The following is a 13,730-nucleotide window of genomic DNA, read 5'->3' on the forward strand; positions in this document are numbered from 1 at the left end:
GCTAGACTGTGTGCAAATCTGACCAATGGAGTTGCTGACATGCGCACCGAAAAAGACAGCTTTGGCGAAATGTCCGTGCCCGACGACGTACTGTACGGCGCCCAGACCGCCCGGGCGCTGTCCAATTTCGGACTGTCCGGCGAGGTGATGCCACCTCGCTTCATCGAAGCCTGCCTTGCCATCAAGGCCGCCGCAGCGGGGGCCAATGCCGAAATGGGGGTTATCCCCGACGACAAGGCGAGCGCCATTCAAAACGCCTGCCTGGAAGCCCGCGAACATAACAACGGCCACCAGTTCCCGGTCGATGTGTTCCAAACCGGCTCAGGCACCAGCACCAACATGAACATCAACGAAGTGGTTGCCCGCCTGGCTGTGACGGCCAGCGGCCTCGACATCAGCCCCAACGATGACGTCAATGCCAGCCAGAGTAGCAACGATACCATTCCTGCGGCGATACAGATCAGCACGGCTCTCGCACTGGAGGAAGACTTGTTGCCGGCCATCACCGCGCTCAAAAACAGCCTGAGCCGGCAGGGTGATGCGCACAGAGAGGTGGTCAAAACCGGCCGTACCCACCTGATGGATGCCATGCCGCTGACGCTGGAGCAGGAGTTCTCTGCCTGGATTGAAGCGCTGGACAGCGGCCAGCGTCGTATCAATCAGTGTCTGCCCAGACTCAAGGCCCTGCCCCTGGGAGGAACCGCCATCGGCACCGGCATCAACGCCCCTCGAGGCTTTGCCGAGCTGGCTTGCCGACATCTGAACCTGCAGATTGCCAACGATTTTTGCCCGCACAACAACGCCTTCTACGGCATCAGCACCCAGGATGTCTCGGTTGAGGCATCGGGTTTGCTTAAAGGGCTGGCGACCAGCCTGATCAAGATCAGCAACGATCTGCGCTGGATGAACAGTGGCCCGCTGGCCGGTTTGGGGGAAGTCGTGCTGCCGGCCCTGCAGCCGGGCAGCAGCATCATGCCAGGGAAGGTCAATCCGGTGATTCCGGAGGCCGTGCTGATGGCCTGCTATCAGGTTATCGGCCACGATACAGCCATCACACTGGGGGCCCAGTCCGGAAATTTCCAGCTAAACGTCAGCCTGCCGCTGATCGCCCGCAACCTGCTCGACAGCATTGCATTGTTGAGCCAGAGCTGCGAACACCTGGCGCACAAGGTCATCGATGATCTGAAGGTGAATCACGACGCCCTGTCCGGGCCGCTGCACCGCAACCCGATTCTGGTCACCGCGCTGAATCCAGCCCTGGGTTATCTGAAAGCAGCGGAGATCGCAAAAATCGCCTATGCCGACAACCGGCCCATCATCGAAGTCGCCCTGGAAAAAACCGACCTGAGCCGGGAAGAACTGGAATCTCTGCTCGACCCGGCCCGCCTGGCACATCCATACCGACAAACCGACTGAACGGTCAGTCCTCGGTGCGGTGATGGCCCTCTATGGTCCCGAAGGGCCGTGTCAGCACAATGAGACGCGGCAGCAGGGTCAGCGACCCAAGCAGAGCCACGGCCATCGCCAGGGCGGTTAGCAACCCAAAATACAGCGTCGGGCGGAAGTTCGACATCATCAGAATCGAGAATCCCAGAATGATGGTCAGGGAGGTGTAGAACATGGCCTTGCCGATGGTGTTGTGGCTGCGCGACAACGCCCGCACATAGTCACCGTCTTTGGCGAATTCACGCTGGTAACGAACCAGGTAATGAATGGTGTTGTCGACGGCCATGCCGATGGTAATGCTGGCAATGGTGATGGTCATCATATCCAGCGGAATGCCAAACCAGCCCATGATGCCAAGCACAAAGGTCGCCGCCAGCAGATTAGGCGCCATCGCTAACAAGCTCAGCTTGAAGCTTCGGAACAGAATCAGAAACATCAGCAGAATGCCCAGGAACACCACGCCCAGCGTCAGAATCTGGGAGCCAAACAGGCTTTGCAGCATGTTGTTGTACAACACCATCATGCCGGTCAGCTGTATCTGGCCAGGCTCAAAGCCCAGCTCTTCAACGGCATCCCGTTCGATCCGCTCCAGAAAGGCATTGCGCTTCAGGCCATCCATAGAATCCAGAATGCGAACGTTCAGTCGTGCCTGGTTATGCTCCACCGAGACATAGGGGTCAATGACCAGGTCCCGAAATTCACTCGGGATAACGGTATACAACAGCGCCAGTTGAACGTTCGTCAGTGCCTGTTCGTCGTTAAAGCCTTCGGCAATCTCGATCATGGTGGCCAGCGACAGAACCTTGCCGGTTTCCGGCTGCTCATCCAGGTAACGGTGCATCGCCTTGATACGTGCCACCTTCGACTGGGTGTACCAGTATTTTTCCGGGTCATCTTCCGCCCCAAAGTCGTCGCTGAAACTGCCTACCGACGCACCACCTCCGCCAAAGCCCTCGTCGACGAACCCGTCGTCCTCGGCGAAACCCTCATTGACGAACCCTTCGTCTACAAAGCCCTCCGGTTCCTCTTCAGCTGGCCGGCTGGCAGAATCCCGATCCGGTAGATCTTCGAAATTAATCAGTACTTCCAGGGGTGTGGTCCCACCCAGGCGCTCATCGATGACCGTCATACCCTGGTAGATGTCGGTACTCTGATCAAAATAGTCAATGAAGCTGTTTTCAACGACCAGTCGGGTAATTCCGACCACCGTGAAAGCAGCCAACGCCAGGCTGGTTACCAGTACCGCATTGCCGGATTTGAGCGTAATGCGGGCCAACAAGCGTGTGGTTTTACCACCGGATGATTTTTCTGCGGTGCGCTGATCCTTGCCCGCCAGCAGTAGCAATGCCGGGAACAACGAAAAGGTGACCAGAAAGGCGCAAGCAATGCCCAGAGACATCATCCAGCCAAAGTTGATCACCGGGCGTATGCCACTGAACAGCAGTGACATAAAGGCTACCCCAGTAGTCAGGGCCATATATAGGCAAGGTACGGCGATGCGCTTGACCGCCGTCATCACCAGCTGAGCCTGGTCCCAGTCGTGATGTTTACGCAACAGTTCGCGGTAACGGACGATCAGGTGAATCGACATCGACAGGGTGAGAATGAGCAACAGGGAGATGAAGTTGCTGGAAATGACCGTAACCGGCCACCGCCCCAGCCCTAGAATGCCCAGCATGGTGACCACCACGGCACCACAGCACACCAGCGGCATGATCACCCAGCGCGGTTGCCGGAATATCACTGTTAGCGTGGCAATCAGCAGGAACAGAACACCCAGACCAAATGTGATCAGGTCATTGCGCACGAAGGTGATGATGTCATCGGCGATCATGGGTACACCGCCCAGAAACAGCTGGGCATCGTCCTGGTGATCTGCCATTACCTCTCGCACCGACGCGATGGTTGCATGGACCATGGCCGCGCGGCGATTGCTCTGCTCCTTGAGCATGACCTCAACGCGCTCAAGGTCGGCCGCTATCGACTCGGGCACCTCGCCGGTGCTCGCCTGCTCGGTCAGCGATGCTTGCAAGGTCAGCAATTGCTCCCGGGTCGTGTCACGAGGTAGGTTGATTTGCAGAGCGGTGGTGTTTTCTTCCAGATTGAGCAGCAGGTTGACGTAGAGGGGACTGTTGGCGAGCTCGGTACGCGCCATCTCGACGTCCGTCTCCGGGTCTTCCAGCGTCTTGATGTTCGAGACCAGTTCGGTCATAGGTACCGGCGGGTTGGACAGCAGAGGCACGTCCAGTACCGTCAGGACTGAATCAACCCCATTGATGTTGCGCAGATCATCACGCAAGGCTTCCAGACCAGCCAGTGAAGCATCGGAAAACAGGGAAGTTGGCGGGGTGTAGGTCATCACCAGAAAGTCCTGAGCCCCATAGCGCTCTGCGGTTTCCCGGAACAGGGCCAGATCCTCGTCATCCTCCAGCAGCAAAGCGTCGGCGGACGCATCCAGGCTAAAGTGCCGCGCCTGAGTCGCCAGCAAACCGATCACCAGCACCAGGCCGATGAGCACCCAAAGGGTATACCCTGTCAAAATACGCTGGTAAAGCGCCCACATACGCTGGCCCATGTCAGGCTCCCTGTCGGTGATCCAAGCACATGCTCGCGGGGCGTTCAGCCGGCTTCAGAGCCAGCGACGCACCCGTTGACAATATGCGGTGTAAGACGGTCCGTGCCGTTCGAGCAACCGCTTTTCCTCGGGCCGGATAAAGAGTCTGTGCAAGGCAAACACAAACACCGGCAAGACCACCCAGGATGACAGCGTACCTACCCAAATGGCCAGACCCGCAGCGATCATTAGCTGACCCAGATACATGGGGTTACGGCTCAGCCGATACACCCCACGCTCGACCAGAGGCCCCTGAACATTGCCAAATTCAACTGAGGCACCCGCCCGTTGCAGCTCCCGATCCGCAATCAGATTCAGTGCTGCCCCCAGTGTAATGGGGATCAGGCCGATAAAATTCCACGGGTTCGGGAATAGCAGCGTCAGTGGCTTGATAAAATGCAGTGAAAAAATGGCCAGCATGACCAGCAGACCGAGCGCCGGGGGTAAAAAAGGCGGCTTGTGAGACATGAAACACCACTTATAACAGATTCAAAGCCCATAACAGGCACGGTTTGGCATTCGGATCAGCCTGACCAGAACGTGCCTCAGTGTAAGGGGCTCGGGCCCCGGTTACAGCCGTCGAAAGTCACCTTATTGCCGCAATTGGAAGGATTCCGCTTCCTCCCGACATGCCTGATAACAATGACATCCGGTCAGATGATCCATCACCAGGCCGGTTGCCTGCATAAAGGCGTAACAAATGGTTGGCCCGACAAAATTGAACCCGCGCTGCTTGAGAGCTTTGGACATGGCACGGCTCTCGTCCGTTTCGGTGGGCACCTCGGCCAATTCCCGCCAGGCATTGACGATCGGTCGGTTGCCGGCAAACCCCCACAAAAAGCCAGCAAAGTCTTCGCCTGCTTCGCGCATGGCGACGTAGGCTCGGGCATTGCGTATCACGGACTGAATTTTAAGCCGGTTGCGCACGATGCCCGCATCTCCCATCAACCGCTCAACGTCAGCGTCGGTAAAATGCACCAGTGCATCAGGGTCAAAATTGGCAAAAGCAGCCTCATAACCAGCTTGCTTGCGCAAAATGGTGATCCAGCTTAGTCCGGCTTGCTGTCCGTCCAGACACAGCTTGGCAAACAGTGACTGGCCATTCGCTACCGGCCGCCCCCATACCTCGTCATGATACGCCTGATACAGGGGATCTTGCCCGCACCAGCCACAGCGGTTCAGTTCCGCTCTGTCTTGTTCATCTACCAAAAATCATCTCCCTGCCTCATGAACACTTGCCCGGCCGCCATGTAATGATCAGCCCAACAGGGCGCCATATCAGCAGGGACGATGGTTACAACAGAACCAGATTATCGCGATGCACCATTTCCGGCTCGTTCACAAAGCCCAATAGTGACTCAAAACTCGCTGAAGGTTTACGACATAGGCGAATCGCATCGTCCCGGTCGTAATTCACCAGGCCACGGCCTATGGCAACGCCCTGTTCGGTCACCAGTGAAACACATTCACCCCGGCGAAACATCCCTTTGGCGTCGGTCACGCCCACGGCCAGCAGACTCTTGCCCTGTTCAGTCAAAGCCCGCACCGCGCCGGCATCCAGCACCAGTTCACCCCGAGTCTGCAACTGACCCGCGAGCCACTGCTTGCGCGCCGCCAGAGGCTCAAGATCGGGCGTCAACTGGGTGCCCAGCGCCTCGCCCTGGCGCAAGCGCAACAGCACATTCTCGTTGCGACCACCGGCAATCACCGTTACCGCCCCACTGCGTGATGCCAGGCTCGCCGCCCGCACCTTGGTAACCATGCCACCACGACCGAGCGTACCTCCACCCGTGGCCATTTGCCGCAAGGCCGGGTCGCTGGCCGATGCCTGGCTGAGCAGTTGGGCATCCGGGTTTGTCCGGGGGTCGGCCGTGTAGAGGCCGTCCTGATCGGTCAACAATATCAGAGCGTCGGCCTCAACCAGATTGGCCACCAGGGCGCCCAGGGTATCGTTGTCGCCAAACCGGATTTCATCGGTCACCACTGTGTCGTTTTCATTGACGATGGGGATCACCGGCAGCGGCAGCAAAGCCCGCAGGGTACTGCGCGCGTTCAGGTAACGCCGGCGGTCAGAGAGGTCTTCGTGGGTCAGCAGTATCTGAGCAGTGTGCAACTGGTGTTGCTGAAACAGGTCTTCATAGGTTTGCACCAGCTTGGTCTGCCCTACCGCGGCAGCCGCCTGCAGCAACTCCATTGATTCGGGTCGCTGGCTCCAACCCAGTCGATTCATGCCCGCCGCCACGGCACCCGACGAGACCAGTATCAGTTCGACACCACTGGCCCGCAAGGTCGCCATCTGCTCAACCCACTGGCGAATGCGCACTACATCGAGGCCACGGCCGTCATTGGTCAGCAAGGCCGAACCAATCTTAACCACCCAACGCTGCCCTGCCGTTACGGCCGGATGCCTAACCACGCTTTCAGACACACCTGCTTCCTTCTTCAATCTGCCTAACGCCCGATCCGGGTCCGCCTAACCGCAGGATCAGGGGGTGTAAACGACCTCGACGTCGTAATCATCGTCGTCATCGTCAAAGTCGTCGTCATCTGCCTGTTCTGCCTTTCGCTTGCTGCGTCGGCGTTCAGACAAGGTTTGAATGCGCTCTCGCGCTTCCCGCTCAACCTGATCGCGATGCTCGGTATCCGCTTCCAGCAAATCAGGGTCAGCCGCCAGTGCGGCGCGGTGCTCTTCAAGCCAGTTCATCAAATCGCGCACCAGCGGCTGGGTGCCTTCGGCCGAAATGGCCGAAATCACATAGACCGGGCCTTCCCAGTCAAGCGCCGAGACCACCGAATCGACCAGTGCCTGGCGTTCATCCTCGGGCACCATATCGATCTTGTTCAATACCAGCCAGCGCTCCCGTTGTGCCAGTGTCGGGCTGAACTGCTCCAACTCGTTAACAATCGCCACGGCGTTTTCGGCCGGGGTAGACTCATCAAAGGGGTACATATCGACCAGGTGCAGAAGCACCCGGGTGCGTACCAGGTGCTTCAAAAACCGGATACCCAGGCCAGCACCCTCAGAAGCGCCGGCAATTAACCCGGGAATGTCCGCCATCACAAAAGACCGCAGTGCATCCACCCGAACCACGCCCAGATTGGGCACCATAGTGGTAAAGGGGTAGTCAGCGACTTTGGGCTTGGCCGCGCTGACCGCACGAATCAGCGTCGACTTACCGGCATTGGGCAAGCCCAGCAACCCAACATCAGCCAATACCTTCAGTTCCAGCCGCAAATTCCGGCTTTCGCCAGGCGAGCCTTTGGTGAACTGGCGTGGTGCCCGGTTGGTGCTGGACTTGAAGCGGGTATTACCAACGCCGCGATGGCCACCCTGAGCCACCTTGACGGTATCGCCCGCATCACGCAAATCGGCCAGCACCTCTTCGGTATCGGCGTCAATGAGGGTGGTACCCACTGGCACGACCAGCGTAATGTCAGCGCCTTTGTGACCGGTCATATCCCGGCCTTTACCACCCTCTCCGTTCTCCGCGTTGTAACGACGCACGAAGCGGTAATCAATCAGGGTGTTCACGTTTTCGTCGGCGCGAACATAGACACTGCCGCCATGACCACCATCGCCGCCGTCCGGGCCGCCTTTCTCAATGTACTTTTCCCGCCGGAAGCTGACACAGCCATTGCCGCCTTTGCCGGCTTCCACGGTAATTGTGGCTTCGTCTACAAACTTCATCTGATCAGCCTCTGGGGAATACAGGCCAGCTCACCTGAACCGGCCCCGAAAATTGGGTTGTTTGCTCGGCGGCTATTGCCACAAAGCGTCAATATAGCATTTGTACAGATCATATAGGCTCCCAAAAAGGAGCGTGGACCTCTGGCTCAAGTTTCTAAGTTCGGTTTTTTCGGTGGCTCTGTCCCGCACCGGATGCCGGGTGTGTCTCTGTGGGGTTGGCGTAAATCCGTCCATGGAGCCTAGGCCGCAGCATCCATGCTGCGGACTTCCCCACAGAGACACACCCGGCACCCGCCGCTAGCCTCCCAGGCGAACTCAGAAACTTGATGTCTTATTCCGTACCCAGGCTGGAAGCAACCACAACTCCAAGTGCCGGTGGTCGGGTAAGCCTGTCCGGGGAAGTCTGAGGCATGGATGCCGAAGCCTAGGCCCCATGGATGGGTTCACGCCGACCCCGGACAGGCTTACCCGGCTACCGGCACGACTTATGCCACTGTACAATATTAAACCACCCATAAAAAAAGCCCTGCAAGGCAGGGCTTTTCAGAGTGTGTCAACGTGCCAATCAGGCAACGATGTTCACAAACTTGCGGCTATGCTCGCCCTTGGTAACAAACTCGACCTTGCCGTCTGCCTTGGCAAACAGGGTGTGGTCTTTACCAATGCCAACATTGTTGCCAGCGTGAAAACGGGTACCGCGCTGACGGATGATGATGGAACCGGCTGTGACAGTCTGACCACCGAAGGCTTTAACGCCAAGGCGTTTGCTCTGGGAATCGCGACCGTTACGAGTACTACCACCTGCTTTCTTGTGAGCCATGGTTTCTCTCCGTTATGCTGAAATACCAGTGATTTTAACTTCAGTGAACCACTGACGGTGGCCCATTTGCTTCATGTGGTGCTTACGACGCTTGAACTTCAGGATCTTCACTTTCTTGTGACGACCATGAGCAACCACCTCGGCAGTTACCTTGGCACCCTTAACAACCGGCGCGCCAATGTTCACTTTCTCACCGTTAACCACCAACAGGATTTTATCAAAATCAATGCTAGCACCGGTCTCGGCTTCAATTTTTTCCAGCTTCAACGTCTCGCCTTCGCTGACGCGGTACTGCTTGCCACCACTTACGATTACAGCGTACATGTATCTCTCCAATGATTAAAACCAATCCGACCTGCAGCGGTTCATTTCTTAACCTGTGTCTAAAGGCAACGCCTACGCTGGGAGCACCCTATAACAGGGAATGAAGCAGGTCGATCAGGGCGCGCAATAATACGGATTTCGCGGCATGGAAGCAACCCCCATTCTACGCTGTGCAACGACGGCAGGCCTGCGCTTCTTGACACGGCCGCAGGGGCTACCTAGCATCGCCCGCTGGCGTTTATCACAAAGACCCCCCGCATGGATCAAAAAGCTGTATTTGCCACCGTCAGTCAAGAGTTTGAGGCGGTCAACCAGACCATATTGTCTCAGCTGGAATCCCGCGTACCGCTGGTTGAAAAAATCGCCGACTACATCATCAGCAGCGGTGGCAAACGTCTGCGCCCCCTGCTCACATTGCTCGCTGCTGGCGCAAGCGGAGGCATTGATACCCGCCATTATCAGCTGGCAACCGTCATTGAATTCCTGCACACCGCCACCCTGTTGCACGATGATGTCGTCGACACATCCGATCTGCGCCGTGGCCGACCCACCGCCAATGCGCGCTGGGGCAACGCACCCAGCGTACTGGTGGGCGACTTTCTCTATGCCCGGGCGTTCGAATTGCTGGTCGATATCGGTGCCATGCCGGTGATGAACCGCCTCGCGGTGGCCACCCGGACCATCGCCGAAGGCGAAGTCATGCAACTGATGAATGTGCGCAATCCGGACGCCACCGAAGCCCAGTATATGGATGTTATCAAGGGTAAGACTGCGATTCTGTTCCAGGCATCGAGTGAAACCGCGGCGCTGATCAATCAGCAATCGGAAGACAACACCGACAAACTGGCTGCCTATGGCTTGAATCTGGGGTTGGCGTTTCAGCTGATCGACGATGTGCTCGATTACGACGGCAACACGGAAACACTGGGCAAGAACGTTGGCGACGACCTGGCCGAAGGCAAGCCCACCCTACCCCTGATCCATGCCATGCAGAATGCCGGCGCGGACGAGGCCCAACTGATCCGCCAGGCCATTCGCAAGGGCGGACTGGATGACCTGGACGCCATCATCGATATCGTACATCGCTGCGGCTCCATCGATTATGTGCGCGACAAGGCGCTGGCTCATGCAGCACTGGCACGGGAACAACTGGCTGGTTTCAGTGACTCAGCCTATAAAACCGCCCTGATGAGCCTGACCGACATCGCTGTGCAGCGCGATACCTGAATCCGGGCGCCCGTCGGTGTGGTGCGGCTAGCGCTCCGCGCCCCGGGCGATCTGGGCATTCACAAAGGCCTGCAACGCCAGAAAATCCATGTCAGACACAAAGTTAAATTCGATGCCATAAGCAGCCATGCTGTTGCTCAGTTCAAACTTGTCGAGTTCGGCCCGAATCCGGCTTTCAATGGTGATGACCCGGGTAACATGCCCCACCGTCACCTTGCCAGTCAGTAACAGAGTGTCGCCGGTTTCACCGCACGGTTGCAGTGTCTCCAGTCGGGCACCTGTTGTCGACAGGTCTACGATGGCGCCGAACGCCCGCTCCTGCCCCGGCTGGCTCTGGTTAACGATAGACACCTGCACATTGGCCAACACCCTTTCCGCTTTGCGAATCTCACCCGCTTCAACCCGGTTTGGCCAGGCCAGGTGCAGATAGGCCGTTGGTATGGAACACAGGTGCTGTACCTGAGTACGGAACGCACAGGCGTTTTTGTTGGCAAAGAAGCGCAGAATGACGGGCTGTTCCTTGCGCACCAGCAATGGTCGGCCATCACCCACCAGTGGCGTGGTAACCAGCACCGACCGGCCCTGAATGTGGCCTATCAGCTGACAATTGTACCGCTTCTCGTCACCGGCGATTTCCAGTTTCATGCCCAGGCCAACCGGCAGCCTCAATGACGGATAATCAACACTGGCCATGGCCAGACTTCCTTCCATAAGAGCAGCAGCCGGGGCTAGCAGACACCCCGTACCAGCTCAGTTTGCACCAATCACGGTTCATTGAACGGCAATTGTTCACGCGTTGACTCAATAAGCTCGCGCAATTGTCGCTCGTTCAGTGCCGCGCCATTAGACAGCCAGGGCTCCCAGAATTCTCGCGCCGGCATTAAACGGTCATCGGTCGCGGGCCGAAAATCTTTACGATCTTGCGCATCAATGCGGCGTAAATATCCCAGCATCTCCAGCCCGGCCACGTTGGCAACCATGTCTTCGGCACTGAAACCGGAGCTGCGTGTTTCCGCATCCGACCATTCCTTGTAGGTGGCCAGTTCAAGCGCTGCATCGGGGTTCATCTGTGTGCCCAGCCACATGGCCAGGGTGTAGTGCCGCGCCAGATCATAGCGACCGTGCAAGGTCAGTCGCTGGCCGGAGAGCCGGGGCAGATCCACACCCGGTCTCATGCCCGATACCGAGCCGAGCGTTGCATAAGACAGGGCACCAAAAACGGCACTGCCATCCTGATTAAAGTCGAGATTGGGGCGCTGGGCCAGGGCGATCAGTACGTCCCGCAGCGGAATCCGCTGACGGCCATCGGCGACAAAGAAATCGCGCACCCACTCGACTTCCTCGACCAGGCGCTCGCGCTGCCCCGCTCCCGACCAGAATGGCGCGAAATCATTGAGCCAGCCAGTAAGCTCCGGATCGGTCCATTCGGTTGAAAACGTCAGGCTACCATCGCCCATATCCACGACCGGGCTTAGGGTTTGCCACAGCTGTTCGGCATCGCGCACAGCAGGCAGCCCAGCCAGGCGTGCGTTGATCCGGCGCACGATCCACTCCGGAACGACGACCCCGCTGATCCAGAAACGGTGCAACTCGAAAGGCTTGCCAGGCGACCAGGTCAGTCGCAGCGGTAAAAAGCGGTCCAGCCATCGGGTTGGGTACCAGGCTTCCAGGGTCAGGATGTCTGGCGTAATGCTTGCCCGGAACTGAGTATGGGTTAAGGCGGGCTGAGTCGAGGCCAGCAAAATGGCCAGCTTCTGGACGTCATCCTGCTGCACCGTCAGTGCAATCGCCTGACCCGGCTCCAGGCGCGCGGGATGGTAGTCATCCAGCCACTGCCGGTATTTGCTCAAATCGGAAAAAGGAATGATCGTACGGGGCGCACTGTCACCGGGAACCGTAATCCACCAAGCCATCAGAATCAGAACCAGTACAACGGTGACCACTCCGACGGCAAGGCGCCGCAACCACCTCACGAAGCCCCTCCGGCGCCAGACGATTCGGGCGGTGGCTCGAAACAGATCTTCAGTGCATCCTGAACACCACGACGCCAGGGCAATTGTTTAATACCAAAAGTAGCAAGTATCTTGCGTGTACTCAGCTCAAGGTTCTGCGGGCGCTGGCGCTCATCCTGACCGGGCGGGTAAGTGGCCTCGACCGACTCAACCTCGACATCAATACAGGACTTGGTCGCCTTGACGATGGCTTCGGCAAAAATATGCCAGTGGGTCACATCGCTTCCGGCATAATGGTAGGTCCCCCACAGGGGGGGATCCACGTCGCAGTCAACCTGCTCCAGCATGGCGATAACCACCCGCGCCAGGTCAGCCGCTGCCGTCGGACACCCGCGCTGGGTGTCCAGGACGCGAATCACATCCTGTTCCTGGGCTTCCCGTATGATGTGGGTCAGAAAATTGGGCCGGTCGGCGCCAAACACCCAGGAAGATCGCAGAATCAGATGGTGCTCGCACTGCTCGCGCACGGCGAGCTCCGCCTGCGAAAAGCCGCGGCCAGCAGCGGTAACCGGCTGCACCACATCCTGTTCGGAGTAGGCGGTGGTTTTGTTACCGTCAAACACCTGTTCGCTCGATACTTGAAGCAGCGCAATACCGGCGTCCTGGCAGGCAGCAGCCAATACGGCTACCCCGGTATCAATCTGGTGCGGCCAGCACGAATCAACACAGACCTCAGGTTCCAGATCATTATGAACATAGGCATTGATGACATAGTCGGGCCGGTGCTGCCTCAGCAGCGCCGTCACGGCATCCCTGTCATTCAGATTCAGCTCTGCATCAGGGATCAGCACAGCCTCGATGCTCCGGGCCGACACCAACCGGCCCAGCGCCCGCCCCAACTGCCCTTCAGCATCAGTAACCAGTAATTTCACCCGGCAACAGCCTTAAAACGGGATGTCATCGTCGAAATCGTCGAAATTATTGGCTGGCTGATGACCAGTCTGCGGAGCAGGCTGGCTCGGTGCCGGAGCCGGAGATGGCTTGCCGCCAAAACCACCCTGCGGCTGGCCGCCGCCAAAGCCCCCGGCGTTCTGTGGCGCATTGCCCTGATACCCGGTGTTCTGGCCACCCTGGCTTGCGAAACCGCCGCCCTGCGAGGCACCCGGATTGTCACCGCGCCCGCCTATAAACTGCATTTCGTTGGCGACGATCTCGGTGCTGTATTTCTCCACACCGTTTTGATCCTGCCATTTACGGGTTTGCAGCCGGCCTTCAATGTAGACCTGTGAGCCCTTGCGCAGATAGGTCGCCGCGTTTTCAGCCATGCGACCAAAAATCACAATACGGTGCCATTCGGTGCTATCGGACCGGTTACCCTGCTCGTCGCGCGGGCCCAGTTCATTCGTGGCTACATTCAGGTTGACGACCTGAGTGCCCGAGGCGGTCGCCCGCACGTCCGGGTCCTGTCCAAGGCGCCCCAGGATAATGACTTTGTTAACTGTTCCGCGTGCCATAAAGTTGCATCCTATTCTGTAAAAATCGTTTCAGGGCGGACACCCGTGCACCTGCACCCGGAACATGGATGTTCCGGCGAAATCCAAGACGGCCACGTCATTGATTTCGGGAGGAAAGCGAAAATCACTCTTTTTGCTTTCCGTG

Annotated in this window: 13 protein-coding genes; 2 read left to right on the forward strand and 11 right to left on the reverse strand. The window is 58.0% G+C overall.

Features of this window, described 5'->3' with window-relative positions:
* Positions 1-39: 39 nt before the first annotated feature.
* Positions 40-1,416, forward strand: coding sequence for a class II fumarate hydratase (locus tag ABJT94_RS04815; protein WP_348477266.1), 1,377 nt, complete (start codon positions 40-42; stop codon positions 1,414-1,416).
* Positions 1,417-1,420: 4 nt separating this feature from the next.
* On the opposite strand, the gene ABJT94_RS04820 is transcribed toward ABJT94_RS04815, so the two are convergent.
* From ABJT94_RS04820 to rplU, 7 genes are all read right to left on the reverse strand, one after another.
* Positions 1,421-4,021: an MMPL family transporter gene (locus ABJT94_RS04820; RefSeq protein ID WP_348477264.1), complete on the reverse strand. Its 2,601-nt coding sequence runs from the start codon at positions 4,019-4,021 to the stop codon at positions 1,421-1,423.
* A gap of 54 nt (positions 4,022-4,075) precedes the next feature.
* The gene (locus ABJT94_RS04825) at positions 4,076-4,528 is read right to left on the reverse strand and encodes an isoprenylcysteine carboxylmethyltransferase family protein (protein WP_348477263.1); all 453 of its coding nucleotides are present in this window, start codon (positions 4,526-4,528) and stop codon (positions 4,076-4,078) included.
* Between the two features lie 123 nt (positions 4,529-4,651).
* On the reverse strand, positions 4,652-5,269 hold the full coding sequence (locus ABJT94_RS04830; RefSeq protein ID WP_348477262.1) for a DNA-3-methyladenine glycosylase I: 618 nt from the start codon (positions 5,267-5,269) through the stop codon (positions 4,652-4,654).
* A gap of 85 nt (positions 5,270-5,354) precedes the next feature.
* The gene (gene proB, locus ABJT94_RS04835; protein ID WP_348477261.1) at positions 5,355-6,488 is read right to left on the reverse strand and encodes a glutamate 5-kinase; all 1,134 of its coding nucleotides are present in this window, start codon (positions 6,486-6,488) and stop codon (positions 5,355-5,357) included.
* A 57-nt stretch (positions 6,489-6,545) separates the two neighbouring features.
* Positions 6,546-7,748: an Obg family GTPase CgtA gene (gene cgtA, locus ABJT94_RS04840; protein ID WP_348477259.1), complete on the reverse strand. Its 1,203-nt coding sequence runs from the start codon at positions 7,746-7,748 to the stop codon at positions 6,546-6,548.
* Between the two features lie 565 nt (positions 7,749-8,313).
* On the reverse strand, positions 8,314-8,568 hold the full coding sequence (rpmA, locus tag ABJT94_RS04845) for a 50S ribosomal protein L27 (protein ID WP_127556322.1): 255 nt from the start codon (positions 8,566-8,568) through the stop codon (positions 8,314-8,316).
* A 12-nt stretch (positions 8,569-8,580) separates the two neighbouring features.
* Positions 8,581-8,892 carry a 50S ribosomal protein L21 gene (rplU, locus tag ABJT94_RS04850; protein WP_348477257.1) on the reverse strand — a complete coding sequence of 104 codons (312 nt, stop codon included), beginning with the start codon at positions 8,890-8,892 and terminating at the stop codon, positions 8,581-8,583.
* Positions 8,893-9,150: 258 nt separating this feature from the next.
* Here rplU and ABJT94_RS04855 point away from each other — a divergent pair, with 258 nt between their 5' ends.
* Positions 9,151-10,119 (forward strand): polyprenyl synthetase family protein, encoded by a 969-nt coding sequence (locus ABJT94_RS04855; RefSeq protein WP_348477256.1) that lies wholly within the window; start codon positions 9,151-9,153, stop codon positions 10,117-10,119.
* Positions 10,120-10,146: 27 nt separating this feature from the next.
* Here the strand turns inward: ABJT94_RS04855 and ABJT94_RS04860 are convergent, their stop codons facing one another.
* The 4 genes from ABJT94_RS04860 to ssb all read right to left on the reverse strand — a co-directional run bounded on the left by ABJT94_RS04860 (position 10,147) and on the right by ssb (position 13,585).
* Entirely contained in the window at positions 10,147-10,812 is a 666-nt protein-coding gene (locus ABJT94_RS04860) for a flagellar brake protein (protein ID WP_348477255.1), read from the reverse strand.
* Between the two features lie 71 nt (positions 10,813-10,883).
* The gene (locus ABJT94_RS04865) at positions 10,884-12,092 is read right to left on the reverse strand and encodes a hypothetical protein (protein WP_348477254.1); all 1,209 of its coding nucleotides are present in this window, start codon (positions 12,090-12,092) and stop codon (positions 10,884-10,886) included.
* On the reverse strand, positions 12,089-13,003 hold the full coding sequence (locus ABJT94_RS04870; RefSeq protein WP_348477253.1) for a sugar nucleotide-binding protein: 915 nt from the start codon (positions 13,001-13,003) through the stop codon (positions 12,089-12,091). The genes ABJT94_RS04865 and ABJT94_RS04870 overlap by 4 nt, the downstream gene beginning before the upstream one ends.
* A gap of 12 nt (positions 13,004-13,015) precedes the next feature.
* Positions 13,016-13,585, reverse strand: coding sequence for a single-stranded DNA-binding protein (ssb, locus tag ABJT94_RS04875; RefSeq protein ID WP_348477251.1), 570 nt, complete (start codon positions 13,583-13,585; stop codon positions 13,016-13,018).
* Between the last annotated feature and the right edge of the window lie 145 nt (positions 13,586-13,730).

The organism is Saccharospirillum sp. (genome assembly GCF_039982735.1).
GTDB lineage: Bacteria > Pseudomonadota > Gammaproteobacteria > Pseudomonadales > Natronospirillaceae > Saccharospirillum.